The organism is Cellulomonas sp. P4_D11 (assembly GCF_056401915.1).
The window spans coordinates 70,596-97,593 of sequence record NZ_JBFUIK010000003.1; the positions used below are offsets into that span (position 1 = coordinate 70,596).

Below are 26,998 nucleotides of genomic sequence, written 5' to 3' on the forward strand. Positions count from 1 at the left end.
GGAGGCGGTTCTTGACGGCGCTAGCTCTCGAACAGGCAGAACGGGTGGCCCGACGGGTCGAGCATCACGCGGACGTCGTCCTGCGGCTGGAACCCGGCGAGCGTCGCCCCGGCGGCCAGGGCGTGCTCGACGCCGCGGGGCATGTCGTCCACCCAGATGTCGAGGTGCTCCATCATCTGCTGGTGGGTCGTCGTCGCGGGCCACACCGGGGGCTCGTAGAGCGGGTCGGAGCTGAATGCGACGCCGGTGCCGCCCGACGGCGGACGCAGCAGCACCCAGCCGGGCTCCTCCCCCATGACCCGCCACCCGAGGAGACGCCGGTAGAAGTCGGCGAGCGCGTTGGCGTCGCGGGCCTCGAGGACGGTCGTCGAGAGGGAGAACTGAAGGCCGGCGTGCCGCGTGATCGGCTCGCGCACGGCCGGCCCGCCGAAGATCGTGAGCGGCGACGGGTGGCGCGGCTCGTACAACCCGAGCTGAGCGCCGCTGGGCAGCGGGATGCGGGTGACGACGCCCCAGTCCTCGGTGTGCGGGTGGCCGAGCGGGCGCACGCCCTTCGCCGCGAGCTCCGCCAGCGTGTGGTCGAGGTCGTCGCACATGAGGTGGAGCGTCGCGCCGTCGGCACTGTCGCCCGGGTGCACGCCCAGCTCGGTCGGAGGCAGGGCGAAGATCAGCCAGCCGTCGCCCGAGGTCGCGTCCTCGACGGACGACCAGCCGAGCACGTCTCGCAGGAACGCCCGGTCGGCGGCCGGGTCGGAGCTGGCCAGCAGCACGTGCAGCGCGGCGATCATCGGTCCAGCGTCGTCATGGACGCCGCCGTTCGCCACCGGAGAACTCCTCGGAAATCCCTTGGCGGTCCGCGCGGACCGGACGTACGGTCGTCGGACACGGGAAGGAGGTGGTCCAGGACATGTTCTATTCCAGGACGCGTGAGGTGACTGTCCGCTAGTCGCCCGATCAGTACTCGGACGGATTGCACAGACGATCCGCCCGCAGGCCCACCCGGACCGGCGAGCGAATCCATGGCAGTCACCGCAGCCCGTGGGAGCCGCGACCTCGTCCTTCGCGGCAGGGCCTCCTCGGAGGCCTGGCCCACGGGCTGTTGCCTGCCCGCTTCGTGGCAGGGTGGAGCCGTGGCCCTCAAGAACCCCGCTCAGATCAACCAGATGCGTCCCGCCGGCAAGTTCGTCGCCGGCGTGCTGTCCTCCTTGCGTGACGTCGCCCGCGAGGGGATGAGCCTGAAGCAGCTGGACACCCACGCGCACCAGATGATCGACGCGGCCGGCGCGCACTCCGTCTACCTGGGCTATCACCCCTCCTTCGGCGCGATGCCGTACCCCGGCGTGCTGTGCACGTCCGTCAACGACGCCGCGCTGCACGGGCTCCCGTCCGACTACGTCCTGGCCGACGGCGACGTGCTGAGCATCGACTTCGCCGCGCAGCTGCAGGGGTGGGTGGCCGACTCCGCGCTGACGTTCCAGATCGGCACGCAGGACCCCGCGGTGACCGCGCTGATCCAGACGACCGAGCGGGCGCTGGACGCCGGCATCAAGGCGGCCCGGGCCGGCGGACGGATGGGAGACATCTCGTCGGCGATCGGCACCATCGGCCGCGCCGGCGGGTACGGGATCAACGCCGACTTCGGCGGGCACGGCGTCGGCCGGACCATGCACGAGGACCCGCACGTGCCCAACCTCGGCCGGGCCGGCACGGGCCTCAAGCTCAAGCCGGGCCTGGTCATCGCGATCGAGCCGTGGTTCATGGCCGGCGGCGACGAGTACACGATCGACCCCGACGGCTGGACCATCCGCACCGGCGACGGCTCCCTGGCCGCCCACGTCGAGCACACGGTCGCGATCACCCCCGACGGCCCCCTGGTCCTCACGGCCCGCGACTGACCCCTCGCGCAACGTCCGCACTCGATGGGGCTCAGACCCGCACGAGTGCGGACGCACGTCAGCCCCATCCCGACAACGTCCGCACTCGATGAGGCTCAGGCCCGCACGAGTGCGGACGTTGCGGCTCTGTCGAGTTCTTGACGACGGACTTAGATTGGCGAGGTCCGGCAACGCCGTCGGATCCGGCACGAAAGAGGGCTCTGATGTCCGCGCTCGTCGATACCGTCCCGCTCATCGGCCACGTCGTGGGGGGCCAGCTGACCACGCCCGACGGGGCCAGGACCCAGGACGTGCTCAACCCGGCGACAGGCGAGGTCACCGGCCGGCTGCTGCTGGCCGAGCAGGCCGACGTCGACGCCGTCGTCGCCGGAGCCGTGACCGCGGCCGAGACCTGGTCGCAGGAGCCCATCGGCAAGCGCGCCGGCGTGCTGTTCGCGTTCCGGGAGCAGCTGGTCGCCCACACCGACGAGCTCGCCGCCCTCATCACTGCCGAGCACGGCAAGGTCATCGCCGACTCCCTCGGCGAGGTCGGCCGCGGGCTCGAGGTGGTCGAGTTCGCGTGCGGGATCCCGTCGCTGCTCAAGGGCGAGTACACGGACCAGGCGGCGACGGGCGTCGACGTCTTCTCGTTCCGCGAGCCCCTCGGCGTCGTCGCCGGCATCACCCCGTTCAACTTCCCCGCCATGGTGCCGCTCTGGATGGCGCCGATGGCCATCGCGACCGGCAACGCGTTCGTCCTCAAGCCGTCGGAGCGGGACCCCTCGTCGTCGCTGCTGCTGGCCCGCCTGTGGAAGGCGGCCGGGCTGCCGGACGGCGTGTTCTCGGTGCTGCAGGGCGACAAGGTCGCGGTGGACGGCCTGCTCACGCACCCGGACATCGCCGCCGTGTCGTTCGTCGGCTCGACGCGCGTCGCCCAGCACGTCCACGCGACCGCGACCGCGCACGGCAAGCGTGTCCAGGCCCTCGGCGGCGCTAAGAACCACGCGGTGGTGCTGGCCGACGCCGACCTCGACCTCGCAGCGACGCACCTGACGGGCGCGGCGTTCGGGGCCGCGGGCGAGCGGTGCATGGCGATCTCGGTCGCGGTGGTGGTCGACGAGGTGGCCGACGCCCTGCTCGACCGGCTGACCGCGGCGGCGCAGAAGGTCCGCGTCGCACCGGGCATCGACCCGGACTCCGACATGGGACCGGTCATCACCAAGGCGTCGCAGCTGCGGATCGAGGAGATCGTCACCGACGCGGTCGACAACGGCGCGTCGGCGCTGGTCGACGGCCGCGGGCACGTGGTCGAGGGGCACGAGGGCGGGTTCTTCGTCGGCCCCACCGTCCTCGACGGCGTCACCACGGACATGCGCGCCTACGTCGAGGAGATCTTCGGGCCCGTGCTCGTCGTGCTCCGCGTGGCCGACCTGGCCGAGGCGATCGCCGTGGTCAACGCCAACCCGTACGGCAACGGGACGGCGCTGTTCACGTCGTCCGGCGACGCCGCGCGCACGTTCCAGCGGGCCGTCAAGGTCGGCATGATCGGCATCAACGTGCCCATCCCGGTGCCGGTCGGCTGGCACTCGTTCGGCGGCTGGAAGGACTCGCTGTTCGGCGAGAGCCACATCTACGGCCCGGAGGCGGTGCGGTTCTACACGCGCGCGAAGGTGGTCACCAGCCGCTGGCCCAGCAGCCCGGCGACGGCCAAGTTCCACTTCGGCCGCACCACCTCCCACTGACCACGGCAACGTCCGAGCGGGTGGGGGTCAGAGCCCCCACCTGCTCGGACGTTGCGGGTTCTACAGGGAGCGCTGGTACGTGCGCATGGCGCGGACCGACCACCACGCGACCACGGCCGCCAGCGCCAGCAGCAGGGCGCCGCGCGTGGCCACCACCGACCAGTCGACCGCGTCCGACATCGCCGTGCGGGCGATCTCCGTGGCCCACGTCAGCGGGTTGTAGCGGGCCGCGGTCTGCACCCACTCGGGGAGCAGGGCGGCGGGAATGAGCGCGGTCGAGACGAAGGTCGCCGGCAGCACGATGATCGTCGAGATGCCGATGAGCGCCGTCTGGTCGCGGGCCAGGAGCGCGACGGCCGTCGACAGCGAGCAGAACGCGGCGGCGAGGAGCAGCGACGCCCCGATGGCGAGGGCCATGCCGCCGACGCCGCCCGCGTACCGCGCGCCCGCGAGCGCGCCGATGCCGAAGACGCAGACGCCCTGGACCACGCAGATGAGCAGCTGCTGCACCAGCTGGCCGGCCACCAGCGACGACCGCGAGACCGGCGAGGTGAGCATCCGGTCCATGACGCCGCTGTTGATGTCGTCGATGAACCCGGTGCCCGCCCAGGCGCCGGAGTACAGGACGGTCATCATGAGGATGCCCGGGACCAGGAACGTCATGTAGTCGTCGGACCCGAAGCCCGGCACCGTGCCGACCGCCGAGAACACGTTCCCGAACAGGACCAGCCAGATGACCGGCTGGATGATGGCGACCCCGAGGCCCCACGGCTGCCGGAGGGAGTCGACGGTCCAGCGGCGCGTGACCTCGGCGGTCTGCGTGACCCAGGACGCGCGGGTCGGGGCGGTGACCGGGCGGGTCAGGGTGAGTGTGCTCATCGGGCGACCTCCTTGGAGGCGACGTCGGCCGAGGTCCACGAGCGGCCGGCGTGCCGCAGGTAGACGTCGTCGAGGGTGGGACGGGAGACGGCGACGGCGCCGTGCCGCACGCCGGCCGCCTGGAGGGCGGCGATGACGGTGCCGACGACGGCCGGGCCGTCCGAGGTCCGGGCGACGAGCCGGCCGGTGGGGCCCTCGACGTGCACGACGGCGTCGCGCAGCGCGGAGACGGACGCGGCGACCGAGCGGACGACCCCGGGGTCGGGCTCGACGAGGTCGACCGTGAGGGTGTCCCCCTCGAGGGTGGCCTTGAGCGTCTCCGGTGACCCCGCCGCGACGACGCGTCCGCGGTCGACGATGGTGAGTCCGTCGGCGAGGCGGTCCGCCTCCTCCAGGTAGTGCGTGGTGAGCACGACGGTCAGCGCGTCCTCGCCCGCGAGCCGGCGGATCTCCTCCCACATCGCGGCGCGCGCTTCGGGGTCCAGGCCGGTGGTCGGCTCGTCGAGGAAGAGCACCTGCGGCGTGCCGACGAGGCCGAGCGCCACGTCGAGCTTGCGCCGCGTGCCGCCGGAGAGCTTGCCGGCGCCGCGGTCGGCGGCCTCCGCGAGCCCGAACCGGTCCACCAGCGCGGCGGCCCGGTCGGTGGAGGCGGCCCGCGACAGCCCGCGCAGCCGCGCGGCCATCACGAGGTTCTCGCGCGGGCTGAGCAGCGGGTCGGCGCCGGTGCCCTGGGACACGTAGCCGATGCTCCGTCGGACGGCGTCGGCGTCGCGGACGACGTCGTGACCCGCGACGCGCGCGGTGCCCGACGTGGCGCGAGCCAGCGTGGTGAGCACCTTCGTCGTCGTGGACTTGCCGGCCCCGTTGGGGCCGAGCAGCCCGTGGACCGTGCCGCCCGGGATGCTGAGCGTGAGGCCGTCGAGGGCCCGGACGTCCGGTCGGCCGCGGCCGCCGGGGTAGGTCTTCACGAGGTCGAGCGCGTCGACCACGGGTGATGTCGGCATGGTGCCGCCTTCTCGGTCGTGCCGTCCGTTCCTTCAGGTTTGGACGGCGGATGGTCCGACCGAGCTGCCACCTATGCTGATTCGTGCGGCGGATCGCACAGGTGCCCTCACGGGTCCCGGTCGGTTCGTGGTGGTCGGCCCGGGTGTTCCAGCACCCGGGCCGACCTTCTTCCTACGGAGGGCTCAGATACGGCGCGAGCGCCTCCGCGAGCTCGTCGGGGTCGAGCCGGCCCCGCGCTGCGGTCCGCTCGTGCAGGTCGCGCCAGAGGGCGACCCCCTCGAACGACCCGTCCGCGATGCTCTCGGTGAGGGTGGCGACGAAGGCGCGCTCGGCCCGGACGATCGCGAGCTCGTAGTCGCTCTCGAGCGAGAAGATCGCCGGCAGCCCCATGGCCCGCGCGTCGGCCAGCGAGGCCTCGATCCCCGCCACCTGCCGGTCGAGCGACGCGAGGCGCAGCCGGAGCAGCCGGACGACGTCGTCGGGACCCAGCAGCGGCAGGAACGACAGCGCGGCCTCGAACTGCGGGAACTCCTTGACGGGCGTGCGGACGAGGTCGGTCAGCCAGTCGATCGCCTCAGTCGCGCCCGCGTCGGTGATCCGGTAGATCGTGCGCGTCGGACGGTTGCCGTCCCGCTCGGTGGACGATGCCTCGATCAGCCCGTGCTTCACCAGCGAGTCGACCACCGAGTAGAGCGACCCGAAGTTGAGCCGCACCGACTCGTCCTTGCGCCGCTCGCGCAGGGTCATCGACATCTCGTACGGGTGCATCGGGCGTTCCCAGAGGAGCGCCAGCACGGCGAGGGCCAGCGGGTTGTTGCGGCTGCGCGCTGCCATGGCTCCTCCTCGTGGGTCCTACTCCGAATGTTCGAACCAGAATATATCTCGACTATTACGCGTTTGCCAAGCACGACGGCCCGCGTCCTTCACGAGGACGCGGGCCGTTCTGCGGTGTGGGGTGACTGTCAGGCGACGCGGACGACGACCTTGCCCCGGACGTGACCGGTCTGGCTGGCCTCGTGCGCGGCCGCGGCGTCGGCCAGCTCGAACACCTCGGCGACGTCGACCGAGACCGTGCCGGCCTCGATCAGGCCGGTGAGGGCGTCGAGGTCCTCGGTGCTCGGTCGCACCCAGACGTAGAGCCCGCCCAGCTCGTCGCGCGCGGCGGCGTCGACGATCGACGCGACGGTGCCGCCGTCGACCAGGAGCGCCTTCGACGTCTCGACCAGGTCGTCGCCGCCGAAGTCGAGCACGACGTCCACGCCCTCGGGTGCGAGCGCGCGGACCCGCTCGACCAGCCCGTCGCCGTAGGTCACCGGCTCGGCGCCCAGCCCGCGGAGGTGCTCGTGGTTGCGCTCGGAGGCGGTGCCGATGACGCGGGCGCCGAGCGACCGCGCGATCTGCACGGCGAACGCCCCGACGCCGCCGGCCGCGGCGTGCACCAGCACGGTCTGCCCGCCGGACACGCCCGCCCGGCGGATCGCCTGGTACGCGGTGAGGCCGGCCAGCGGGACCGCGGCCGCCTCCTCGAAGGAGAGGTTCGCCGGCTTGCGCGCGAGGGTGCGGACCGGCGCCGCGACGTACTCGGCGAACGTGCCGCCCTGCACCCAGTCGCGCCGGACGTAGCCGTAGACCTCGTCGCCGACGCTCAGCTCCGGGGTGTCCAGGCCGACGCGCTCGACCACGCCGGCGACGTCCCACCCGGGCACGGCGGGGAACGCCACGTCCATGATCGGGTCGAGGTAGCCGGCGCGGACCTTCCAGTCGACCGGGTTGACCGATGCCGCGCGGACGCGCACGAGGACGCTGTCCGGACCGACCTTGGGGGTCGGCAGGTCGGTGAGCTCGAGGACGTCGGGGCCGCCGTAGCGGGAGTAGCTGATGGCTCGCATGTCTCGCACAACCGGGCGCGGCCGACGCGTGTTTCGTGATCTCGGTCCCAATCGTCACCGTGCGGCTGCCCGGCGTTCACCCGGCTGCCCGAAACCGGACATCAGTCCTGGACACCCTCGAAGCACACCGATCGAAGGGGACCTCGATGCCGCACGTCCGCCCGTCCCGTCGCGCCGTCGCGACGCTGACCTGCACCGCCGTGCTCTGCGCCGGCCTCGGGGTGAGCGCCGCGGCCGCCGGGCCGAGGCCGAAGCCGGCACCCGTGTGGACGTCGCCGTCGGCCAACGAGACCTTCCACCGGCTCGCCACCTACCCCGTGTACCTCAACCGCCCGGCGGGCGCGGCGGCGGCGGACCCCACGGTCGCGGAGATCTCCGCGGTCAGCGAGGACGGCAGGACGTTCATCCACACCGACGCGCTCGCGGGGCGCATCGGCTTCGTCGACATCACCGACCCGAGCAGACCGCAGGGCCTCGGCACGCTCGACCTGGAGGCCGACCTCGGGGTCGGCGCGCACGCCGAGCCGACGTCGGTCGCCGTGGTCGGCGGGTACGTGCTCGTCGTCGTCGACACCTCGGAGAGCTTCACGGCGCCCAGCGGCGTGCTCGCGGTCGTCGACCTGGCCACGCATGCGCTGGTCCGCACGCTCGACCTGGGCGGGCAGCCCGACTCCATCGCCCTCACGCCCGATCGTGCCCACGCCGCGATCGCCATCGAGAACCAGCGCGACGAGGAGGCGACGCCCGCGGGCGCCACGAAGGGCGACCTGCCGCAGCTCCCGGGCGGATTCCTGCAGCTCGTGGACCTGCCGGGCGCCGACCCGTCGGCCTGGAGCACCCGCGCGGTGCCGTTCACAGCAGCCGACGGGACCGCGCTGCCCGCGTTCGTGGCCGCGGGCCTCGACACGCCCCAGGACCCCGAGCCGGAGTACGTGGCCGTCGACCCGACCGGGCGCACCGTCGCGGTGACCCTGCAGGAGAACAACGGCGTCGCGCTGGTCGACGTGGCGACCGGCGACATCGGGCACGTCTTCAGCACGGGCAGCGCGGCGGTCACGGGGATCGACAGCGCCCAGGACGGGGTCATCAACCAGACGGGGTCCATCCCTCTGACGCCGCGGGAGCCTGATGCCGTCGCGTGGCTCGACGCCACGCACCTGGCGACCGCCAACGAGGGCGACTGGAAGGGCGGCACCCGCGGCTGGACGGTCTTCGACACCACGGGCGCGGTCGTGTGGGACGCGGGCGCGGAGCTCGAGCGGCTGGCCGTCCGCACCGGCCTGCACGCCGAGTCGCGAGCCGGCAAGAAGGGCGTCGAGATCGAGGGCCTCGCGGTCGCGACGCTCGGCGGCCGGCCGTACGCGTTCGTCGGCTCCGAGCGGTCGAACTTCGTCGCGGTCTACGACGTCGACGACGCTGCGCACCCGCGGTTCGTCCAGGTGCTCGCGACCACCAACGGCCCCGAGGGCATCCTCCCCGTGCCGTCCCGCGACCTGCTGCTGGTCTCCTCCGAGACCGACGACGCGTCGGTGCTGGTCCGCTCGTCGGTCAGTGTCTTCGGCCGCGGCAAGGCGTACGCGAAGCAGGCGGGCACGCCGCAGTTCCCTAACGTGGTCTCCGCCGACGACGCGGCGGGCAACCCGATCGGCTGGGGCGCGCTCGGCGCGCTGAGCGCCGACCCGACCGACAGGACGCACCTGTGGACCGCGACCGACGCGGCCTACAGCACCGCCCACCTGCTCCGGCTCGACGTGTCGCGCACCCCGGCCGTCATCGACCGCGACGTCGCCGTGACGCAGGGGGGCACGGCGACGTCGCTGGACATCGAGGGGGTCTCAGCGCGTCGTCAGGGCGGGTTCTGGCTCGGCTCCGAGGGAGCCACCGGGGCGGCGAACGCCCTGGTCCGCACGGACGCGAACGGGGCGGTGCAGCAGACGGTGCCGCTGCCCCCCGACGTCGCGGCCGGTCTCACCAAGTGGGGCATCGAGGGCGTCGCGGTGGCCGAGGACCGCCTGGGTGAGCACGTCTGGGTCGCCCTGCAGCGCGGCCTCACCACTGACCCGGGCGGTCTGGCGGGCGCCGCACGGATCGGCCGGTACGACGTGACGACCGGGGCGTGGTCGTGGTTCAGCTACCCGCTGGGCACGACGACGACGGCAGGAGACTGGATCGGGCTGTCCGAGATCACCGTGGTGGACCGCGACACCCTTGCGGTGATCGAGCGCGACAAGCTCAACGGACCGGACGCGAAGGTCAAGGCCGTGTACGCGGTGCAGGTCCCGGCTACGGACCCGGCGCCGGGCACCGTCGGGGCGCTGACCAAGACGCTCGTCCGCGACGTCGTCCCGGACCTGCGGGCGACCGACGGGTGGACGCAGGAGAAGCTCGAGGGCCTGACGATCGGCGGCGACGGGCAGGTCTACGCCGTGACCGACAACGACGGTCTGAAGGACGCCACCGGCGAGACGGTGCTGCTGCGGCTCGGGGACGCGTCGACGGTGTTCAAGGCACAGCTCGGGAACGGCAACGGTCACGGGGGCGGCAAGCCCGACCCGAAGCCGGGCCCGTGCCGACCGGGAACGGCGGGCGCGTTCTGACAGGTGCCGCCGGCGCAGGCGATCATGGCGGGGTGTCGAACCCCTGTTCCGTCATGGTCGTCTGCACCGGCAACATCTGCCGCTCCCCGATGGCCGAGATCGTGCTGCGCGAGCGGTTCGCCGACGCGGGCCTGGCCGACCGGGTGGTGGTCGACTCGACGGGCACCAGCGACGAGGAGCACGGCAACCCGGTCGACCGCCGCGCCCGCGCCGTCCTGCAGCGGCACGGGTACCCGACCGGCGACGGCCACCGGGCGAGGCAGGTCCAGGCGGGTGACCGGCGGGATCTCGTCCTGGCGATGACGAACGCGCACGCGAGGGCCCTGCGCAGGCTCGGCGTGGAGGCCGTCCTGTTCCGTTCCTTCGACCCGGACGCCGTCGGCGACCTCGACGTCGCCGACCCTTGGTACGGGGGCACGCAGGATTTCGAGGACTGCCTGGCGCAGATCGAGGCGGCCGCCGACGGCATCGTGGAGCACGTGCGCAACACCTGTGGGAATGCGCAGGTCGCCCAGGACGGTTGACCGAGGCATGTCCCTCAACGAGATCCCGCTCACCACCCTGCACGGCGCCGCCACGACGTTCGGCGAGTACGCGGACAAGGTGAAGCTCGTGGTCAACGTCGCGTCGCGGTGCGGCCTGGCGCCGCAGTACGAGAAGCTCGAGGAGCTGCAGAAGACCTACGGCGACCGCGGGTTCACCGTCCTCGGCTTCCCGAGCAACCAGTTCCTCCAGGAGCTGGGCTCCGAGGAGGCCATCGCCGAGTACTGCTCGACCACCTGGGGCGTGACGTTCCCGATGTTCGAGAAGGTCAAGGTCAACGGCCGCCACCAGCACCCGCTCTACGCGGAGCTGACCAAGGCGCCGGACGCCGACGGCAAGGCCGGCCGGATCACGTGGAACTTCGAGAAGTTCGTCGTGACGCCGGACGGCTCGGTCCACCGCTTCCGCCCGAAGACCGAGCCGGACGCCGCGGAGATCGTCGAGCTCATCGAGGCGTCGCTGCCCGGCTAGAGCCAGCGGTTGCGCCGGAACGCGCGGTAGAGCCCGACGCAGACGACGCCGATGCCGGCGAGGACCACCCAGAACCCGAACCGGGTGTGCAGGGCGGGGATGTTGTCGAAGTTCATGCCGTAGAGCCCGGTGATCGCCGTGGGCACCAGGGCGATCGCGGCCCACGCCGAGATCTTGCGCATGTCGGAGTTCTGCTGGACCGTCACCCGGTTCTGCTCGACGGTCACCTGCGCGAGGTCGGCCTGCATGACGCCGGTGAGCAGGGCGTCGGCGGCCTCGATGAGCTCGGCGGCCCGCAGCGCGTGGTCCTGCACGTCGCGGAAGTACGGCCGCGAGTAGGCCGGGATGCACGGGACCTCGTCCTCGGCCAGGCGCGTGAGCGGCTGGACCAGCGGGACGACGGCGCGGCGGAACTGCTGCACCTCGCGCTTGAGCTTGTAGATGCGCTCGGCGTGGTCGCTGCTCGGGTCGTCGCCGAACACCTGGTCCTCGATCTCGTCGAGGTCCTCGTCGATCGCCGCCGTGACGTCGAGGTACTGGTCGACGGCCTTGTCCAGGATCCCGTGCAGCACCGCCGGCGGCCCGTGCTGCAGCATCTCCGGGTCGGCCTCGAGCGACGTGCGCACCAGCGCCGGGATCGTCGTGTCCCCGTGCCGCACCACGATGACGAACCGGTCGCCCAGGAAGATCGCCAGCTCGCTGACCTCGACCACCTCGACGTGGTCCACGTAGTGCACGGGCTTGACGACGGCGAACGTGACACCGCCGTACCGCTCCAGCTTGGGCCGTTGGTGGGCGCGGATGGCGTCCTCGATGGCGAGCTCGGGCAGCTCGAACCCCTCGGCAAGCAGGTCGAACTCGTCAGCCGTGGGTTCGACCAGGCCGATCCAGACGAAGCCGTCCTCCTTCTCTGCCTCCCGCAGGGCCGTCCGCAGGTCGTCGATCCGGTGGCGCCGGCGTCCGGCGGAGTAGAGCGCGCAGTCCACGATCACGAGTCGAAGGCTAGACCGGGCGGCCCGGTGCGCTGCGCGACAGACTGGCAGCACCGTCGACGCACGCCGACGGCACCCGCGGAACGACCCTCGGAGGCTGGCGTGAAGTTCGAGATCTACAAGGACAAGGCGGGCGAGTTCCGGTTCCGGATCGTCGCCACCAACGGCAACGTCCTCGCGAGCAGCGAGGGCTACTCGGCGAAGGCGTCCGCCCAGGGTGCCATCGACCGCATCAAGTCGGACGCGGCAGGAGCCGCGGTCGTCGACAACGGCTGAGACCCGCGGACGTACGGACCCGGCACCGCTACCGGATCCGTACGTCACGATGGCTCCATGAAGGTCGCCGCGAGAGCCCACGTCCCGCCGTTCGCCGTGATGGAGATCCTCGCCGCGGCCAACGCTCGCAAGGCGGCCGGCGAGAACGTGCTCAACCTTTGCGCGGGCGAACCGTCCACGGGGGCGTCCGAGGTCGTCCGGCAGCGGGCGATCGACCTGCTCACCGCCGGGGACCTCGGCTACACGGAGTCCCTCGGCGCGCCGGCGATGCGGGCGGCGATCGCCCAGCACTACCGCGACTGGTACGCGGTCGACGTCGATCCTCGTCGCATCGCCGTGACCACCGGGTCGTCGGGCGGCTTCCTGCTCGCGTTCCTCGCCGCGTTCGACGCCGGTGACCGCGTGGCGCTCGCGGTCCCCGGCTACCCGGCGTACGCCAACATCCTCGCCGCGCTCGGCTGCGACGTCGTCGTGATCCCGTGCGGTCCGGAGACCCGGTACCAGCCGACGGTCGCCCAGCTCGACGCGCTCGACGCCCCGATCGAGGGACTCGTGATCGCCAGCCCGGCCAACCCGACGGGCACCATGATCGACGCCGCCGAGCTGGCCGCGATCGCCGGCTGGTGCGGGGACCACGGCGTCCGGCTGGTCAGCGACGAGATCTACCACGGCATCACGTACGGCTCGGAGGAGACCGCGACGGCCGCCCACTACCTCGACCGCGGCGCCGTCGTCGTCAACTCGTTCTCCAAGTACTGGGCGATGACGGGCTGGCGACTGGGGTGGCTGGTCCTGCCCGAGGACCTGGTCTCCGCGGTCGACGCGTTGGCCGGCAACGTCGCCCTGTGCCCGCCCGCGCTCGCGCAGCACGCCGGCGTCGCGGCGTTCAGCCCCGCCGGGTACGCGGCCGCGCGGGAGAACGTCGAGCGCTACGCGCAGGCCCGCGCGCACCTGCTCGAGCGCCTGCCCGAGCTCGGCTGGTCGCGCATCGCCCCGGCCGACGGCGCGTTCTACCTGTACGCCGACATCTCGGCGAGCGGCCTGGACGCGATCACCTGGTGCGCCCGGCTGCTCGACGAGGCCAGCGTCGCCTTGACGCCCGGCACCGACTTCGACCCCGTCGACGGGCACCGGTGGGTGCGGCTCTCGTTCGCGTCGTCGGTCGAGGTCGTGCGCGAGGCGGTGGACCGGATCGTCGCGTGGCAAGGGACGGCCTTCGGGTCACCCGCCGCGACGTAGGTTGGACCCGTGCGCCTTCCCCCGCTGGTCCCGCCGGGACCGCCGCTGACCCCCGCCCAGGTGGCGCGCGGGTCGCGGCACCTGCTGCTCGCGGAGATCGGGGTCGACGGCCAGCGGCGCCTGCGGAACGCGCGGGTGCTCGTCGTCGGCGCGGGCGGGCTGGGCGCCCCGGTGCTGCAGTACCTCGCTGCGGCGGGCGTCGGGACGATCGGGGTCGTCGACGACGACGTGGTCGACCTCAGCAACCTGCAGCGGCAGGTGATCCACCGGACCGCCGCCGTCGGCCGGCCGAAGGTCGACAGCGCACGCGACGCGATCGAGGCGCTCGACCCCGACATCGACGTGGTGGTCCATCCCACGCGGCTGACCAGCGCGAACGTCGACGAGATCCTGTGCGGCTACGACGTCGTCGTCGACGGCACGGACAACTTCCCCACCCGCTACCTGGTCAACGACGCGTGCGCGCGCCTCGGCCTGCCGGAGGTGTGGGGCTCGGTGCTGCGGTTCGACGCGCAGACCACCGTGTTCTGGGACCGCCACGGGCCGCAGCTGCGCGACCTGTTCCCCCAGCCGCCGCGTGCCGACGAGGTCCCGTCCTGCGCCGAGGCCGGCGTGCTCGGCGCGCTGTGCGGTCAGGTCGGCTCGGTCATGGCGACCGAGGTGGTCAAGCTGGTCACCGGCACGGGCGAGACGCTGCTCGGCCGCGTGCTCGTCGTCGACGCCCTGCGCGGCCGGTGGACCGACGTCCCGCTGGTCGCCCGTCACCGTCCCGCCGCCCAGACCGTCCCCGACGAACCCGAGGTCCCCCGCATGTCCGACGTCCCCGTCATCACCGCCCCCGAGCTGATCCGGCGCCTCGCCGCGCGCGACGCCGGGACCGACGAGTTCCTGCTCATCGACGTGCGCGAGCCGTCCGAGTACGCGGAGGCGTCGATCCCCGGCGCCGTGCTGGTGCCGCTCGGGTCCGTGTTCGACGGATCCGCGCTGGCCGACCTGCCGCACGACGTCGAGATCGTGGTGCAGTGCCAGGTCGGCGGCCGCTCGCTCACCGCCGCCCGGATCCTGCAGAACGCGGGCTTCGAGGCGTCGAACCTCGAGGGCGGCATCCTCGCGTGGATGGCCGTGCGCTGACGGTGCGCAGCCTCGACGACCACCGCGCCGCCGCCCTGGCGCTCGCGGAGCCGCTCCTCGCGGTCGAGGTGCCCCTCGACGACGCCGACGGTCTGGTGCTCGCGGACGACCTGCGCACCGAGGAGCCCCTGCCCCGCTGGGACAACTCGGCCATGGACGGCTACGCGGTGCGCCACGCGGACGTCGACGAGCTGCCGGTGAGCCTGCGGGTGGTTGCGGACCTGCCGGCGGGGTCTGCCGAGGAGCCCGTCGTCGCTGCCGGGACCGCGGCGCGGATCATGACCGGGGCGCCCGTCCCGGCGGGCGCGGACACCATCGTCCCGGTCGAGCTGACCGACGCCGGGACGGTCACGGTGCTGGTCCGGGGCGCGCCGGCGGCGGGCGTGCACCTGCGCCGCGCGGGCGAGGACGCGCGGCCGGGCGACGTGGTCGTGGCCCGCGGCACCCTGCTCGGCCAGGCGGCGATCGCGGCCGTCGCCTCGCTGGGCCACCCGACGGTGCGGGTGCACCGCCGCCCCCGGGTCGCCGTCGTGTCGACCGGCGACGAGCTGGTCCCGCCGGGCAACCCGCTGCACCGCGGCCAGCTCCCCGACTCCAACTCCTGGCTGCTCGCCGCCGCGGTCCGCGAGGCCGGCGGCGCGGCGGTCCGCCTCGGCCCGGTGCCGGACGACGTCCGGACCCTGCGCACGCTCCTGCAGAGCCTCGACGAGGACGAGTCGATCGACGCCGTCGTCACCTCCGGCGGTGTGAGCGTCGGGGCGTACGACGTGGTGAAGGCGGCGCTCGCCGACGAGCCGGGCGTCGAGTTCGTCGCCGTCGCGGTCCAGCCCGGCAAGCCGCAGGGCCTCGGCCGGCTGCCCGGCGGCACGCCGATCTTCACGCTGCCCGGCAACCCGGTGAGCTCGTTCGCGTCGTTCGAGGTGTTCGTGCGGCCGGCGCTGCTCCGGATGCGCGGCCTCGCCGACGTCGAGCGACCGGCCGCCCTCGCCGTCGCCGACGAGGGCTGGACCACGCCGCCCGGCCGCGCGCAGCTCATGCCCGTGCGCTGGGTGGCCCCCGACCGCGTGGCTCCCGCGACCGCCGGCGGGTCCGGGTCGCACCTCGTAGCCCGGCTCGTCCTGGCCGAGGGGCTCGCGGTCGTCCCCGCCGAGATCGACGCCGTCGCCGCCGGCGACCGCGTCCGCGTCCTGAAGGTGAGCCCATGACCGAGCAGTTCACGCACCTGGACGCGGCCGGCCACGCTCGCATGGTCGACGTCACGGCCAAGCAGCCGACGGTCCGGTCGGCCACCGCGACCGGGCGCGTCGTGTGCGGGCCGGACGTCGTCGCGGCGCTGCGGGACGGGGCAGTGCCCAAGGGCGACGTCCTCGCCGTCGCGCGCATCGCCGGCATCGCGGCCGCCAAGCGGACCCCCGAGCTGCTGCCCCTCGCCCACGTCATCGGCGTGCACGGCGTCGTGGTCGACCTCGAGATCACCGACGACGGCGTCTCGGTCACGGCCACGGTCCGCACCGCCGACCGCACCGGCGTGGAGATGGAGGCGCTCACCGCGGTCTCGGTCGCCGCGCTCGCGGTCGTCGACATGGTCAAGGGACTCGACAAGTCCGTGCGCATCACCGACGTGCAGCTCGAGGCGAAGTCGGGCGGGCGCTCGGGCGACTGGCGGCGCGAGGCGTGACCTCGGGGACCGACGGCGTTCCGTCCGACGAGGGAGCGGCGTCGAGGGAGCGGGGACGACACCGCGACCCCGGGCGCGCCGACGACAGCCGGCCGACCGTCCGGTTCGACGCCGTCGTCCTGGCCGGCGGCCGGGGCCGGCGCCTGGGCGGTCCGAGCAAGCCCGAGGTCGTCGTCGGCGGTCGCGCCCTCCTCGACCATGCGCTCGCGGCGGTCGCGGCGGCGGACAGGGTGGTCGTGGTCGGGCCCTCGGGCCTCGCGCGCCCCGGCATCCCCACGGTGCTCGAGGACCCGCCCGACGGCGGCCCAGTGGCGGGCCTGGCCGCGGGGCTCGCGTACCTCGCCCCCGACGGCCTCGTCGCGGTGCTGGCCTGCGACGTCCCACGCGCCGGCTCGGCGCTCCCGGCGCTGCTCGCCGCGGCCCACGGCGCCGACGGCGCCCGGCTGATCAGCGCCGACGGCCGCCCCCAGCACCTCGTCGCCGTCTACCGCGCGGACGCGCTGGCCCGCGCGCTCGCCGCGCTCGCGGAGACGCACGGTGCGGCGATGCGCCGACTCGTGGCCGACCTGCGGCTGGTCGACGTCCCCGACACCTCCGACGCCGCCGCGGACGCGGACACCTGGGCGGACGTCGCGCGCCTCGACGCGGAGCTCGGTGACAGGATCGGACCATGACCGACGACCCCCGCCGCGCTCCGGGCGCAGACCTGCCGGAGTGGATCGACCAGATCACCACCGCGCTCGGCGTCGAGCGCGAGCTCGTCGACATCGACCGCCTGCTCGAGGTGGCGTCCGACGTCGCGCACCAGGTCGCGCGCCCGGCCGTCCCGGTGACGATGTTCGTCGCGGGCTTGGCCGCGGCGAGCTCCAACCCGTCGGACGTCCTCGCCTGGATCGAGGCGCGCGCGCAGGCGTGGACCGCCGGCTCGTGATCACCGTCCGTTACTTCGCCGCCGCCGCGGAGGCCGCCGGCGTCGACACCGAGCGGCTCGACGCCGGGACGGCCGCGCAGGTCAGGGCCGCGATGGTCGCCGCGCACGGCTCCGCGCTGGACCGCGTCCTGGGCCGCTCCGCGCTCCTGGCGGACGGCACCCGCGTCGACGGCGACGACCCGATCCCCGCCGGCGCCACCCTGGACGTCCTCCCGCCGTTCGCCGGCGGCTAGAGGACGAAATACCTCCAGGCCTGTTCGCGACGGCTCGGGCTGCGGTCAGCCGCCGATGGCGCTCATCGGGCGGTCGGGCTGCAGGAAGCTGGGGTCGTCGATGTCGTGCCCGGCCTTCTTGCCCGCGAGGCACCGCCGGTAGGCGTCGGCCAGCGCGGCGTCGACGTCCGACGACGTGGGAGCCGGCCGCGCGGGAGCGGAGGCCCCGATGCGCGTCGCCTGCCCGGGACCGACGCCGATGACCGAGGCGTCCGCGGTCGGCGTCTCGCCCCGCAGCAGGTCGCGGACGTTGGTCTCCGTCTGCGAGAACAGGCAGGCCCGCAGCTGCCCGTCGGCGGTGAGCCGCAGCCGGTCGCACGCGCCGCAGAAGGGCGCGGTGACCGACGCGATGACCCCGACGGTCGCGGGTCCGCCGTCGACGTACCAGAGCTCTGCCGGCGCGGCACCGCGCCCGGGAACCTCCGTCAGCGCGAACTCGGCGGTGAGCCGCTCCAGGATCTCCGCCTGCGTCACCATCTCGGCCCGGTCCCAGGTGTGCCCGGCGTCGAGCGGCATCTGCTCGATGAACCGCATCTGGTAGCCGCGGTCGACGGCGAACCTGGTCAGAGCGACCACCTCGTCGTCGTTCACGCCGCGCATGGCCACGGCGTTGATCTTCACCGGATGCAGGCCGGCGGCGTCAGCGGCGGCGACCCCCGCCAGCGTCTCGACCAGCTTGTCGCGCCGCGTGAGCTGCTGGAACTTCGCGCGGTCGAGGGTGTCGAGGCTGATGTTCACGCGGGACAGCCCCGCGTCCCTGAGCTCGGAGGCCAGCCCGGGCAGCCGGAGGGCGTTCGTCGTGAGGGACACCTCGGGGCTGCCGGACGGACCGGTGAGGGCCGTGAGCCGGCGGACGACGTCGACGATGTCCACGCGCAGCAGCGGTTCGCCTCCGGTCAGCCGGATCTCCTCGATGCCGAGCTCCACACCCACGCGGGCGACGTGCACGATCTCGTCGGTGCTCAGCATGGTCGACCGCGCGAGCCACGGGACGCCGTCGGCCGGCATGCAGTACGTGCAGCGCAGCGAGCAGCGGTCGGTCAGCGAGATCCGCAGGTCGCGGTGCACGCGCCCGAACCGGTCGACCAGCTGCTCGCTCACAGCCCCACCCACACGTGTGACCCGTCGTCGAGGATCTCGCGCTTCCACACCGGCAGCTCGGCCTTGACCGTCTCGACGAGGGAGCGGCACACGTCGAAGGCCTCGGCCCGGTGCGCCGTGGCGACGGCGGCGACGATCGCGGCCTCGCCGACCGCGAGGTGCCCGATCCGGTGACTGACGGCGACCCCGAGCACGCCGTCGGACTCCGCGGCCGCTGCCGCGAGGCGTTCGAGCACGGCGGCCGCCGACGGGTGCGCGGTGTACTCCAGGGCCACGACCCGACCTTCGACCGAAGGGTCGTTGTCCCGCACCAGCCCGACGAACGTCGCGACGGCCCCGGCGGCCGGCTCGCTCACGTGTTCCACGTGAAACTGCAGGTCCAGGGGCTGGTCGACCACGCGTGCGATCATCAGTGGTCCCCTCCGGTCAGCTGGTCCAGCAGATGGTCCACCAGCGGCAGCAGGACGTCGAGCCCCTCGCCCACCCCGCCCGGAGAGCCGGGGAGGTTGACGACGAGGGCGCCCGCGTCGGTCACGCCGGCGATGCCGCGCGACAGCACGGCCGTGGGCACGTTCCGCGCACCGTCGCGGCGCAGCAGCTCGGGGATCCCGGGCAGCTCGCGGTCGATCACGGTGCGCGTGCCCTCGGGCGTCCGGTCGCGCGGCCCGACGCCGGTCCCGCCGGACGTGACGACGAACCGGGCACCGGAGTCGAGAGCCGTCCGCAGCGCCGTCTCGACCGAGTGCTCGCCGTCGGGCACCACCGCCAGGTCGACCTTCGCGTACCCCGCGGCGAGCAACCGCGAGACCGCGGCCGGACCGGAGGTGTCGGGTCGCGTGCCCGCGGCGGACCGGTCGGACACCACGATGACCGCGGCGGTCACTCCGGTGGCGTCGCTCGGCTGCATCGGGCCAATCTACGCACGCAGGTCCACCGGCCGAGCGGCGGGCCGCGACCTGGACAGCGCCGGGTACTCTGGGCCCACAACTTCACACGCTGCTCGAACCGCGGCGGGAGAGCTCCCGCAGAACGTGCGGGGCGCCGAAGGAGCAACCCTCCCCGGGAATCTCTCAGGCCCCTGTACCGCCACGGCGAGGCAACTCTGGAAAGCGGACCGACTCCTCAGGACGAGGTCCCACCGACGGTGCAAGCCGGCGCGCCCCGACAGGCGGACCGGCAAAACTCTCAGGTCTGCACGTGCTCGCGCACGGGTGCAGGTGACAGAGCGGGGAGCCCACCCACCGTCCCGGCATGTCCGGACGACCCCTGCGGAGCAGCTCGTGACCGATCTCAGCTCGTTGGCCACCGCCGTCGTGAACGGCGTCCCCGCGGTCCACCTGGACCCCTCCCACGACTCGGTGGCGTTCACCAGCGTCGAGCACACGCCGGCCGCCGAGGTCTTCGCCGACCGCCACATCGGCCCCCGCGGCGGCGAGACCGCCCACATGCTCTCGGTCGTCGGCTACGCCACGCTCGACGACCTGATCGACGCTGCCGTCCCCGCGAGCATCCGCACCGACCGCCCGCTCGACCTGCCCGCCGCGCGGTCAGAGGAGGACGTGCTCGCCGCGCTGCGCACCATCGCCGGCAAGAACCGTGTGATGACCCAGATGATCGGCCAGGGCTACTCCGACACCATCACGCCGGCCGTGATCCGCCGCAACGTGCTCGAGTCGCCGGCCTGGTACACCGCGTACACGCCGTACCAGCCGGAGATCGCCCAGGGCCGGCTCGAGGCCCTGCTCAACTTCCAGACGATGGTGACCGACCTGACCGGCCTGGACCTGGCCAACGCCTCGCTCCTCGACGAGGCCACCGCGGTCGCCGAGGCCGTCGCTCTCATGTGGCGCGCGGCCCGCGGCAAGGCCGGCACGGTCGTCCTCGACGCCGACCTGTTCGGCCAGTCGCTCGCCGTCACGCTCGGCCGCGCCGAGGCCATCGGCCTGCCGGTCGTCGTCGCCGACCTCACCGACGGGCTGCCCGAGATCGAGGGCGACCTCATCGGCGTCGTCCTGCAGCAGGTCGGCGCATCCGGCCGCGTGCGCGACCTCGGGCCGGTGATCGCGCAGACCAAGGAGCGCGGCGGCCTCGTCACCGTGGCGGCGGACCTGCTCGCGCTGACGCTGCTCACCTCGCCCGGGGAGCTCGGCGCGGACGTGTCGGTCGGCTCGGCCCAGCGCTTCGGCGTCCCGCTGTTCGGCGGCGGACCCCACGCCGCGTTCATGGCGGTCCGCAACGGCCTCGAGCGGATGCTGCCCGGCCGCCTCGTCGGCGTCTCCATCGACGCCGACGGTGCCCGTGCCTACCGGCTCGCGCTGCAGACCCGCGAGCAGCACATCCGCCGCGAGAAGGCGACGAGCAACATCTGCACGGCGCAGGCCCTGCTGGCGATCGTCGCGTCGATGTACGCGGTCTACCACGGGCCGGACGGGCTCACGGCGATCGCCGAGCGCGTGCACGCGCGCGCAGCCGGTCTGGCCGAGCTGCTGGCCGGCGTCGGCGTGACCGTCGAGCACGACGTCGTCTTCGACACCGTCCGCACGGTCGTCGTCGGCAAGGCCCGCGAGGTCGTCGCCCAGGCCGCCGAGGCCGGCGTCAACCTCTGGGCGCCCGACGCCGACCACGTGCAGATCGCGTGCGACGAGCGCACCACCGACGACCACCTGCTGCGCATCGTGCTCGCGTTCGCCGCGGCGGGTACGACGACCCTCGAGGCGGAGGACGGGACGTTCGCGTTCGGGTTCCTCACCACCGACGGCTCCGACGCGCTCCCCGCCGGGCTCCGCCGGACCAGCGCGTTCCTGCAGCACCCCGTCTTCCACCTGCACCGCTCCGAGACGGCGATGCTGCGCTACCTGCGCCGCCTCTCGGACAAGGACCTGGCGCTGGACCGGACGATGATCCCGCTGGGCTCGTGCACCATGAAGCTCAACGCGACGGTGGAGATGGAACCCATCTCCTGGCCGGAGTTCGCGACCATTCACCCGTACGCCCCGACCGACCAGACCGACGGCTACGCCGAGCTGGTCACCGAGCTGCAGGACTGGCTGGCGGAGATCACGGGCTACGCCGCCGTCTCGGTGCAGCCGAACGCGGGCAGCCAGGGCGAGCTGGCCGGCCTGCTCGCCATCCACGGGTACCACGCGTCCCGCGGCGACCAGCGCGACGTCTGCCTGATCCCCGCCTCGGCGCACGGCACCAACGCGGCGTCCGCCGCGCTCGCGGGCATGCGCGTCGTGGTCGTCGCGACCGCGTCGGACGGGTCGATCGACCTCGACGACCTGCGCGCCAAGCTCGGGCAGCACGGCCCCCAGGTCGCCGCGATCATGATCACGTACCCGTCGACGCACGGCGTCTACGAGGAGGGCGTGCGCACGGTCTGCGACCTGGTCCACGAGGCCGGCGGCCAGGTCTACATCGACGGCGCGAACCTCAACGCACTGGTCGGCCTGGCGCGCCCGGGCGAGCTCGGCGGCGACGTGAGCCACCTCAACCTGCACAAGACGTTCTGCATCCCGCACGGCGGCGGCGGACCCGGCGTCGGCCCGGTCGCGGTCGCCGCGCACCTCGTGCCCTTCCTGCCGGGCGACCCGACGCCGACGGCGACCCGCGGCAGCACGCCGCCGGTCAGCGCCGCCCCGTGGGGCTCCGCGGGCATCCTCCCGATCTCGTGGGCCTACGTCGCCCTGATGGGTCCCGACGGCCTGAAGACGGCCACCGAGACCGCGGTGCTCGCGGCGAACTACCTGGCCACGCGCCTGTCCGGCCACTTCCCCGTGCTCTACACCGGCCCGAACGGCCTGGTCGCGCACGAGTGCATCCTCGACCTGCGGGACATCACCAAGGACACCGGGGTCACCGCCGAGGACGTCGCCAAGCGGCTCATGGACTACGGCTTCCACGCGCCGACCCTGTCCTTCCCGGTGGCGGGCACGCTGATGGTGGAGCCGACCGAGAGCGAGGACCTGGCCGAGCTGGACCGGTTCGTCGACGCCCTCGTCGCCATCCGCGGCGAGATCGACGCCGTCGAGTCCGGCCGGTGGGCCGTCGCCGACTCCCCGCTGCGGCACGCGCCGCACACGGCGGCCTCGGTGTCGGCCGACGCCTGGGACCACGCCTACCCCCGCGAGCTCGCCGCGTTCCCCGTGGCCGCGCTGCGCGAGGGCAAGTACTGGCCGCCGGTCCGCCGGATCGACGGGGCGCACGGCGACCGGAACCTGGTCTGCTCCTGCCCGCCCATCGAGGCTTACGCCGAGTGAAGGACGACGACACCGTGGACACATTGAGCCCGCTCAACGACGAGCACATCGCCCTCGGCGCCGCCCTCACCAGCTTCGCCGGCTGGCAGATGCCGCTGCGCTACACCTCCGACATCGCGGAGCACACCGCGGTCCGGACGGCCGCGGGTCTGTTCGACCTGTCCCACATGGGCGAGATCGCGGTCAGCGGTCCGGACGCCGGCGCCTTCCTCGACTACGCCCTCGTCGGCAACCTCTCGGCCCTGCGCGTGCTCGGCGCGCGGTACACGATGATCTGCGCGGAGGACGGCGGGGTCGTCGACGACCTCATCGTCTACCGCGACACCGAGGACACGTTCATGGTCGTCGCCAACGCGTCGAACCACGCGACGGTGCTCGCGGCGTTCGCCGAGCGGACCGAGGGGTTCGACGTGCTCGTCGAGGACCGCTCCCCGCAGACCGCGCTGATCGCCGTGCAGGGCCCCCGCGCCCTGGAGATCCTGCGCGCGACCGAGGGGCTGGCCGAGGCCGGCCACGACGCCGGGACGCTGAAGTACTACGCGGCGATCCCGATGACGTTCGAGGGCGCGCCGGTCTTCGTCGCCCGCACCGGCTACACGGGCGAGGACGGCTTCGAGTTCTTCCTCGACGCGGCCCTCGCGCCGGCCCTCTGGCGCGCGTTCCTCGCCGCGGGCGAGCCGTTCGGTCTCGTCCCGGCGGGTCTCTCCGCCCGGGACAGCCTCCGCCTCGAAGCCGGCATGCCGCTGTACGGCAACGAGCTGGACCGCACGACCACCCCGCACGACGCCGGCCTCGGTCGCGTGGTCAAGCTGGACAAGGTCGACGACGAGGGCGCGCCGCTCCCGTTCGTGGGCCGCGACGCCCTGGTAGGCCGCGCCGACTCCGAGCCGGCGCGCGTGCTCGTCGGGCTCGAGGGGCTCGGACGCAGGGCCGCGCGGCACGGGTACCCGGTCATGAGCACGACGTCCCCAGACGCCGTGCAGGTCGGTACCGTCACCTCCGGAGCACCGTCTCCGACACTCGGGCACCCCGTGGCCATGGCGTACGTGACCCCCGAGCTCAGTGCTCCGGGCACCGAGCTGGCGGTTGACGTGCGCGGACGCTTCGAACCCGTCCGGGTGGTCGCTCTTCCCTTCTACCGCCGACCCCGGTAGACCAAGCCCTAGAGAAGTATCGACAGGAGCCTCACATGTCCGCGGAGCTGCCCACCCACCTGCACTACACGGTCGAGCACGAATGGCTGGATGACGGCGCCCCCGCGACCGTCGGCATCACCGGGACCGCGGCTGACGCGCTCGGCGACATCGTCTACCTCGAGCTCCCCGCCGTCGGCGAGGAGATCATCGCCGGCGCGGTCGTCGGCGAGATCGAGTCGACCAAGTCGGTCTCCGAGCTCTACTCCCCGGTCTCCGGCACGGTCGTCGCGATCAACCAGGCCGCCGTCGACGACCCGTCGGTGGTCAACTCGGACCCGTTCGGAGAAGGCTGGCTCCTCAAGGTCGACGTGTCGTCGACCGGTCCACTGCTCACGGCGGAGGAGTACGCGGCGCAGAACGCAGGGTGAACCACCATCGGTGAACCTCGGCGGTAACGCATCCGTTACTCATTCGTACGCTTCGTCCTCCATGCTGGTCAGCCGTCCGGGTGAAAACCCGTCGGTGCTCACACGATCGGCGTATCAGCAGACGCGGGCGGCGTTCATTGTGGGTGGCAAGCGCGAATCGGCGCATGGCGGGGGGGAACCCGCGCATGACGAGATTGCTGGAAGTGGCGTCATGGCTCACCACCAGCCCTCTCTCATCCGGTACGCAGCCCAGAGCGTGACGACCCGGACCCCCCGGGTCACGCAGCACACCGGAGGACAACATGAGCATGTTGGAGACGAGCAGGACCGTCGGGCTCACGAACGACGCACTGACGCGCCGCGAGCGGGTCGTGCTGGCGGAGCTCGCCGAGGATGTCACTCTCGAGGAGATCGCCACGCGGCTCTTCGTCACGCGCAACACCGTGAAGTCACAGGTGCGCAGCGTGTATCGCAAGATCGGCGTCTCGACGCGGTCCGAGGCCGTCGCCTGGGCCGTCGCGCACGGCATCCGCTGACGTGGTCCGACGGCTCAAGACACCGGGCCGTCCCACGAGCGCCACGCTCGCGCAACGCGAGCTGTGCAGTGTCGATGGCACACTCACCGCATGACCTCACCCGTGCTCGTCGTGGCCGCCGCGATCGTGGACGACCTGGACGACCCGCGTGAGCTGTTGGCCGCTCGCCGGGCTGTGCCGGCACGACTGGCCGGCCGCTGGGAGTTCCCCGGCGGCAAGGTGGACGGGGACGAGTCCGCCGAGGACGCGCTGCACCGGGAGATCCGCGAGGAGCTCGGTGTGCGGATCGGTCTCGGCGACGAGCTCGTCGGTCCCGACGACGGCATGTGGCGTCTGTCGGACCAGTACGTGATGCGGATCTGGCTGGCCGAGATCGTCGACGGGACGGCCGAGCCCCTGGTCGAGCACGACGAGCTGCGGTGGTTGCCCGGGCACCAGTGGCACGACGTCCCGTGGCTCGACGCCGACGTCCGCATCGTCGACCGGCTGGCCGAGCAGTACGTCCGCCTCATCCCGCGCGGCTGAGCCGCCGACGGCGTGGTCTGCCCGCTCCCTCAGGAAGCCGGCGACGACGCCGTCACCTCACCAGCGGTGGTTCGCGTTCTTCATGCAGCACTGACCCGTGCCGCGGCAGTAGCTGCACTCCCCCGACCACCGCTTGCGGCCGGCCCCGTCGCACCGCTCGCACACCTGCACAGCAGAGCTGCACTCGTCGCACTTCGTCACGTGTGTCTCCACTACATCGTCGTAGAACGCGAGCCTTCGGGTGCTCGCTCCTAGAGGATCGGCACGTGCGTGGGGTGGACATGAGTCCCGGGGCCGGACGGATGGTCACGAATCGATCTCAGTCGGCCAGGGCGCTCGCCATCCGGTCGACGGCGTCGGTCAGCGTCGCCGTCGACGCCGCGAGGTTGAGCCGCACGAACCCGGCGCCCTCGTCGCCGAACGTCGGGCCGGGGTTGACCGCGACCCGGCCACGGTCCAGGACGCGTCGGGCGGGGTCCTCGCCCGCGCGCACCGCCGGCACGGTGCGGAGGTCGATCCACGCGAGGTACGTCGCCTCCGGCGGTGACCAGACGGCGGCCGGCAGGCGGTCGGCGAGCAGCCCGGCGAGCAGCCGCTGGTTCTCGCCGAGCCCGTCCAGCACCTCGTCGAGCCAGGCGCCGCACTCGCGGTAGGCGACGGTCTCCGCCAGCACGGCCAGGTGCATCACGCCGTCGCCGACCACCCACGGCAGGCGGGCGAGGTCCGCGACCGCGTCGGGGCCGGGCACCATCACCGCGGCGCGCAGCCCGGCCAGGTTGAACGCCTTCGAGGCGGAGTGCAGCGCGAGGGCGTCGGGGATCTGCGTCGTCGTGGGCACGAACGCCGGGCGGGTGCCGTCGGCGCGCGTCGGGACCAGCGGGGCGTGGATCTCGTCGGCCACCACGCGGACCCCGTGCCGCGCGGCGAGCTCGCCGACCGCTCGGAGCTCCGCGGCGGTGTGCAGCGTGCCGGTCGGGTTGTGCGGGTGGCACAGGAGGTAGGCGGGCCGGGGCCCGTGCGCACGCGCGATCGCGAAGGCGCGGTCGAGCACCTCGAGGTCGAGCCGCCCGTCCGGGCCGAGCGGAGCCGGGACGACGTCGCGACCGGCGTGCGCGACGAACGCGCGGAACGGCGGGTAGACCGGGGGATTGATGACGACGGCGTCGCCGGGGTCGGTCACCAGCCGGAGCGCCTCGACGACGCCCACCATGACGTCGGACGCCAGCCGCGAGCAGGCGACGTCGACCTCCCAGCCCCAGCGCTGCGCGGCGGCCTCGGCGAGCGCCTCCGCGAGGGCGCGGCCGTGCGGGTAGCCCGTGTCGCCGGTCCGCATCGCGTCGTGCACCGCCCGGACCACCGGCTCCGGCTGGGGGACGTCCATCTCCGCGACGAAGAGCGGGAGCACGTCGGGCGGGTGCGCCCGCCACTTCTCGCTCGTCCGGCGCCGGAGCTGGTCGAGGGGGACGGTGTCGAAGATCGTCACCCGTCCGACCC

General features: G+C 73.2%; 28 protein-coding genes and 1 riboswitch. Of the genes, 18 read left to right on the forward strand and 10 right to left on the reverse strand.

Going from position 1 to position 26,998, the window contains the following annotated elements; genetic code table 11:
* Positions 1-20 precede the first annotated feature (20 nt).
* Positions 21-788, reverse strand: coding sequence for a VOC family protein (locus AC1DT4_RS02930; RefSeq protein ID WP_477088266.1), 768 nt, complete (start codon positions 786-788; stop codon positions 21-23).
* Positions 789-1,130: 342 nt separating this feature from the next.
* On the opposite strand from AC1DT4_RS02930, the gene map reads away from it, so the two are divergent.
* Together map and AC1DT4_RS02940 are read left to right on the forward strand one after the other, a co-directional pair.
* A complete protein-coding gene (gene map, locus AC1DT4_RS02935) occupies positions 1,131-1,895 on the forward strand; it encodes a type I methionyl aminopeptidase (protein WP_477088267.1) in 765 nt (254 codons plus the stop codon).
* Between the two features lie 203 nt (positions 1,896-2,098).
* Complete coding sequence (locus tag AC1DT4_RS02940; RefSeq protein ID WP_477088268.1) at positions 2,099-3,616, forward strand: CoA-acylating methylmalonate-semialdehyde dehydrogenase; 1,518 nt, start codon at positions 2,099-2,101, stop codon at positions 3,614-3,616.
* Positions 3,617-3,676: 60 nt separating this feature from the next.
* Here AC1DT4_RS02940 and AC1DT4_RS02945 read toward each other — a convergent pair whose 3' ends face one another.
* The 4 genes from AC1DT4_RS02945 to AC1DT4_RS02960 form a co-directional block, all read right to left on the reverse strand.
* Positions 3,677-4,495 (reverse strand): ABC transporter permease, encoded by an 819-nt coding sequence (locus tag AC1DT4_RS02945; RefSeq protein WP_477088269.1) that lies wholly within the window; start codon positions 4,493-4,495, stop codon positions 3,677-3,679.
* Positions 4,492-5,499 (reverse strand): ABC transporter ATP-binding protein, encoded by a 1,008-nt coding sequence (locus AC1DT4_RS02950; protein WP_477088270.1) that lies wholly within the window; start codon positions 5,497-5,499, stop codon positions 4,492-4,494. Before AC1DT4_RS02950 ends, AC1DT4_RS02945 begins: the two co-directional genes overlap by 4 nt.
* Before the next feature lie 172 nt (positions 5,500-5,671).
* Entirely contained in the window at positions 5,672-6,334 is a 663-nt protein-coding gene (locus AC1DT4_RS02955) for a PadR family transcriptional regulator (protein WP_477088271.1), read from the reverse strand.
* A gap of 128 nt (positions 6,335-6,462) precedes the next feature.
* Complete coding sequence (locus AC1DT4_RS02960; RefSeq protein ID WP_477088272.1) at positions 6,463-7,389, reverse strand: NADP-dependent oxidoreductase; 927 nt, start codon at positions 7,387-7,389, stop codon at positions 6,463-6,465.
* Positions 7,390-7,535: 146 nt separating this feature from the next.
* Here AC1DT4_RS02960 and AC1DT4_RS02965 point away from each other — a divergent pair, with 146 nt between their 5' ends.
* The 3 genes from AC1DT4_RS02965 to AC1DT4_RS02975 are packed head-to-tail and all read left to right on the forward strand — an operon-like array spanning position 7,536 to position 11,000.
* Positions 7,536-9,986 (forward strand): esterase-like activity of phytase family protein, encoded by a 2,451-nt coding sequence (locus AC1DT4_RS02965; protein WP_477088273.1) that lies wholly within the window; start codon positions 7,536-7,538, stop codon positions 9,984-9,986.
* 53 nt (positions 9,987-10,039) lie between these two features.
* Positions 10,040-10,510, forward strand: a complete 471-nt coding sequence (locus AC1DT4_RS02970; protein ID WP_477088387.1) for a low molecular weight protein-tyrosine-phosphatase — start codon at positions 10,040-10,042, stop codon at positions 10,508-10,510.
* Between the two features lie 7 nt (positions 10,511-10,517).
* Positions 10,518-11,000 (forward strand): glutathione peroxidase, encoded by a 483-nt coding sequence (locus AC1DT4_RS02975; RefSeq protein WP_477088274.1) that lies wholly within the window; start codon positions 10,518-10,520, stop codon positions 10,998-11,000.
* Here the strand turns inward: AC1DT4_RS02975 and AC1DT4_RS02980 are convergent.
* Entirely contained in the window at positions 10,997-11,992 is a 996-nt protein-coding gene (locus tag AC1DT4_RS02980) for a magnesium and cobalt transport protein CorA (RefSeq protein WP_477088275.1), read from the reverse strand. The two genes, AC1DT4_RS02975 and AC1DT4_RS02980, sit on opposite strands and share 4 nt — an antisense overlap.
* A 102-nt stretch (positions 11,993-12,094) precedes the next feature.
* On the opposite strand from AC1DT4_RS02980, the gene AC1DT4_RS02985 reads away from it, so the two are divergent.
* Genes AC1DT4_RS02985 through AC1DT4_RS03020 form a run of 8 tightly spaced genes read left to right on the forward strand, consistent with a single transcriptional unit; the run spans position 12,095 to position 17,480 of the window.
* Positions 12,095-12,268 carry a YegP family protein gene (locus AC1DT4_RS02985; protein WP_477088276.1) on the forward strand — a complete coding sequence of 58 codons (174 nt, stop codon included), beginning with the start codon at positions 12,095-12,097 and terminating at the stop codon, positions 12,266-12,268.
* A gap of 57 nt (positions 12,269-12,325) precedes the next feature.
* Entirely contained in the window at positions 12,326-13,507 is a 1,182-nt protein-coding gene (locus AC1DT4_RS02990) for an aminotransferase class I/II-fold pyridoxal phosphate-dependent enzyme (protein WP_477088277.1), read from the forward strand.
* Positions 13,508-13,516: 9 nt separating this feature from the next.
* Entirely contained in the window at positions 13,517-14,638 is a 1,122-nt protein-coding gene (gene moeB, locus AC1DT4_RS02995; RefSeq protein ID WP_477088278.1) for a molybdopterin-synthase adenylyltransferase MoeB, read from the forward strand.
* On the forward strand, positions 14,620-15,843 hold the full coding sequence (locus AC1DT4_RS03000; protein ID WP_477088279.1) for a molybdopterin molybdotransferase MoeA: 1,224 nt from the start codon (positions 14,620-14,622) through the stop codon (positions 15,841-15,843). The genes moeB and AC1DT4_RS03000 overlap by 19 nt, the downstream gene beginning before the upstream one ends.
* Positions 15,840-16,316 (forward strand): cyclic pyranopterin monophosphate synthase MoaC, encoded by a 477-nt coding sequence (gene moaC / locus AC1DT4_RS03005; RefSeq protein WP_477088280.1) that lies wholly within the window; start codon positions 15,840-15,842, stop codon positions 16,314-16,316. Before AC1DT4_RS03000 ends, moaC begins: the two co-directional genes overlap by 4 nt.
* Entirely contained in the window at positions 16,313-16,990 is a 678-nt protein-coding gene (locus tag AC1DT4_RS03010) for an NTP transferase domain-containing protein (protein WP_477088281.1), read from the forward strand. Before moaC ends, AC1DT4_RS03010 begins: the two co-directional genes overlap by 4 nt.
* Positions 16,987-17,247, forward strand: a complete 261-nt coding sequence (locus AC1DT4_RS03015; RefSeq protein WP_477088282.1) for a DUF6457 domain-containing protein — start codon at positions 16,987-16,989, stop codon at positions 17,245-17,247. Before AC1DT4_RS03010 ends, AC1DT4_RS03015 begins: the two co-directional genes overlap by 4 nt.
* Positions 17,244-17,480 (forward strand): MoaD/ThiS family protein, encoded by a 237-nt coding sequence (locus tag AC1DT4_RS03020; RefSeq protein WP_477088283.1) that lies wholly within the window; start codon positions 17,244-17,246, stop codon positions 17,478-17,480. The genes AC1DT4_RS03015 and AC1DT4_RS03020 overlap by 4 nt, the downstream gene beginning before the upstream one ends.
* Positions 17,481-17,525: 45 nt before the next feature.
* Here AC1DT4_RS03020 and moaA read toward each other — a convergent pair whose 3' ends face one another.
* Genes moaA through AC1DT4_RS03035 form a run of 3 tightly spaced genes read right to left on the reverse strand, consistent with a single transcriptional unit; the run spans position 17,526 to position 19,527 of the window.
* Positions 17,526-18,620: a GTP 3',8-cyclase MoaA gene (gene moaA / locus AC1DT4_RS03025; RefSeq protein WP_477088284.1), complete on the reverse strand. Its 1,095-nt coding sequence runs from the start codon at positions 18,618-18,620 to the stop codon at positions 17,526-17,528.
* Positions 18,617-19,030: a molybdenum cofactor biosynthesis protein MoaE gene (locus tag AC1DT4_RS03030; protein WP_477088285.1), complete on the reverse strand. Its 414-nt coding sequence runs from the start codon at positions 19,028-19,030 to the stop codon at positions 18,617-18,619. Before AC1DT4_RS03030 ends, moaA begins: the two co-directional genes overlap by 4 nt.
* Positions 19,030-19,527, reverse strand: a complete 498-nt coding sequence (locus tag AC1DT4_RS03035; RefSeq protein WP_477088286.1) for a MogA/MoaB family molybdenum cofactor biosynthesis protein — start codon at positions 19,525-19,527, stop codon at positions 19,030-19,032. The genes AC1DT4_RS03030 and AC1DT4_RS03035 overlap by 1 nt, the downstream gene beginning before the upstream one ends.
* Before the next feature lie 94 nt (positions 19,528-19,621).
* A riboswitch (glycine riboswitch) is annotated at positions 19,622-19,716 on the forward strand.
* A 241-nt stretch (positions 19,717-19,957) separates the two neighbouring features.
* Between AC1DT4_RS03035 and gcvP the strand changes: the two genes are divergently transcribed.
* The 5 genes from gcvP (at position 19,958) to AC1DT4_RS03060 (ending at position 25,504) form a co-directional block, all read left to right on the forward strand.
* Positions 19,958-22,879 (forward strand): aminomethyl-transferring glycine dehydrogenase, encoded by a 2,922-nt coding sequence (gene gcvP, locus AC1DT4_RS03040; protein ID WP_477088388.1) that lies wholly within the window; start codon positions 19,958-19,960, stop codon positions 22,877-22,879.
* On the forward strand, positions 22,876-24,033 hold the full coding sequence (gene gcvT, locus AC1DT4_RS03045; protein ID WP_477088287.1) for a glycine cleavage system aminomethyltransferase GcvT: 1,158 nt from the start codon (positions 22,876-22,878) through the stop codon (positions 24,031-24,033). The genes gcvP and gcvT overlap by 4 nt, the downstream gene beginning before the upstream one ends.
* 35 nt (positions 24,034-24,068) lie before the next feature.
* Positions 24,069-24,443 (forward strand): glycine cleavage system protein GcvH, encoded by a 375-nt coding sequence (gene gcvH / locus AC1DT4_RS03050; RefSeq protein WP_477088288.1) that lies wholly within the window; start codon positions 24,069-24,071, stop codon positions 24,441-24,443.
* 302 nt (positions 24,444-24,745) lie between these two features.
* On the forward strand, positions 24,746-24,979 hold the full coding sequence (locus tag AC1DT4_RS03055) for a LuxR C-terminal-related transcriptional regulator (protein WP_477088289.1): 234 nt from the start codon (positions 24,746-24,748) through the stop codon (positions 24,977-24,979).
* A 90-nt stretch (positions 24,980-25,069) separates the two neighbouring features.
* Complete coding sequence (locus AC1DT4_RS03060) at positions 25,070-25,504, forward strand: (deoxy)nucleoside triphosphate pyrophosphohydrolase (RefSeq protein ID WP_477088290.1); 435 nt, start codon at positions 25,070-25,072, stop codon at positions 25,502-25,504.
* Between the two features lie 319 nt (positions 25,505-25,823).
* On the opposite strand, the gene AC1DT4_RS03065 is transcribed toward AC1DT4_RS03060, so the two are convergent.
* Positions 25,824-26,987, reverse strand: coding sequence for a MalY/PatB family protein (locus AC1DT4_RS03065; RefSeq protein WP_477088291.1), 1,164 nt, complete (start codon positions 26,985-26,987; stop codon positions 25,824-25,826).
* Positions 26,988-26,998: the final 11 nt, after the last annotated feature.

Bases quoted from the DNA above. Each gene is read 5' to 3' on its own strand.
- AC1DT4_RS02930 (WP_477088266.1), bottom strand. From the start codon at position 788: ATGATCGCCGCGCTGCACGTGCTGCTGGCCAGCTCCGACCCGGCCGCC.
- AC1DT4_RS02940 (WP_477088268.1), top strand. From the start codon at position 2,099: ATGTCCGCGCTCGTCGATACCGTCCCGCTCATCGGCCACGTCGTGGGG.
- AC1DT4_RS02945 (WP_477088269.1), bottom strand. From the start codon at position 4,495: ATGAGCACACTCACCCTGACCCGCCCGGTCACCGCCCCGACCCGCGCG.
- AC1DT4_RS02950 (WP_477088270.1), bottom strand. From the start codon at position 5,499: ATGCCGACATCACCCGTGGTCGACGCGCTCGACCTCGTGAAGACCTAC.
- AC1DT4_RS02955 (WP_477088271.1), bottom strand. From the start codon at position 6,334: ATGGCAGCGCGCAGCCGCAACAACCCGCTGGCCCTCGCCGTGCTGGCG.
- AC1DT4_RS02960 (WP_477088272.1), bottom strand. From the start codon at position 7,389: ATGCGAGCCATCAGCTACTCCCGCTACGGCGGCCCCGACGTCCTCGAG.
- AC1DT4_RS02965 (WP_477088273.1), top strand. From the start codon at position 7,536: ATGCCGCACGTCCGCCCGTCCCGTCGCGCCGTCGCGACGCTGACCTGC.
- AC1DT4_RS02970 (WP_477088387.1), top strand. From the start codon at position 10,040: ATGGTCGTCTGCACCGGCAACATCTGCCGCTCCCCGATGGCCGAGATC.
- AC1DT4_RS02975 (WP_477088274.1), top strand. From the start codon at position 10,518: ATGTCCCTCAACGAGATCCCGCTCACCACCCTGCACGGCGCCGCCACG.
- AC1DT4_RS02990 (WP_477088277.1), top strand. From the start codon at position 12,326: ATGAAGGTCGCCGCGAGAGCCCACGTCCCGCCGTTCGCCGTGATGGAG.
- moaC (WP_477088280.1), top strand. From the start codon at position 15,840: ATGACCGAGCAGTTCACGCACCTGGACGCGGCCGGCCACGCTCGCATG.
- AC1DT4_RS03015 (WP_477088282.1), top strand. From the start codon at position 16,987: ATGACCGACGACCCCCGCCGCGCTCCGGGCGCAGACCTGCCGGAGTGG.
- AC1DT4_RS03030 (WP_477088285.1), bottom strand. From the start codon at position 19,030: ATGATCGCACGCGTGGTCGACCAGCCCCTGGACCTGCAGTTTCACGTG.
- AC1DT4_RS03035 (WP_477088286.1), bottom strand. From the start codon at position 19,527: ATGCAGCCGAGCGACGCCACCGGAGTGACCGCCGCGGTCATCGTGGTG.
- gcvH (WP_477088288.1), top strand. From the start codon at position 24,069: ATGTCCGCGGAGCTGCCCACCCACCTGCACTACACGGTCGAGCACGAA.
- AC1DT4_RS03055 (WP_477088289.1), top strand. From the start codon at position 24,746: ATGAGCATGTTGGAGACGAGCAGGACCGTCGGGCTCACGAACGACGCA.
- AC1DT4_RS03060 (WP_477088290.1), top strand. From the start codon at position 25,070: ATGACCTCACCCGTGCTCGTCGTGGCCGCCGCGATCGTGGACGACCTG.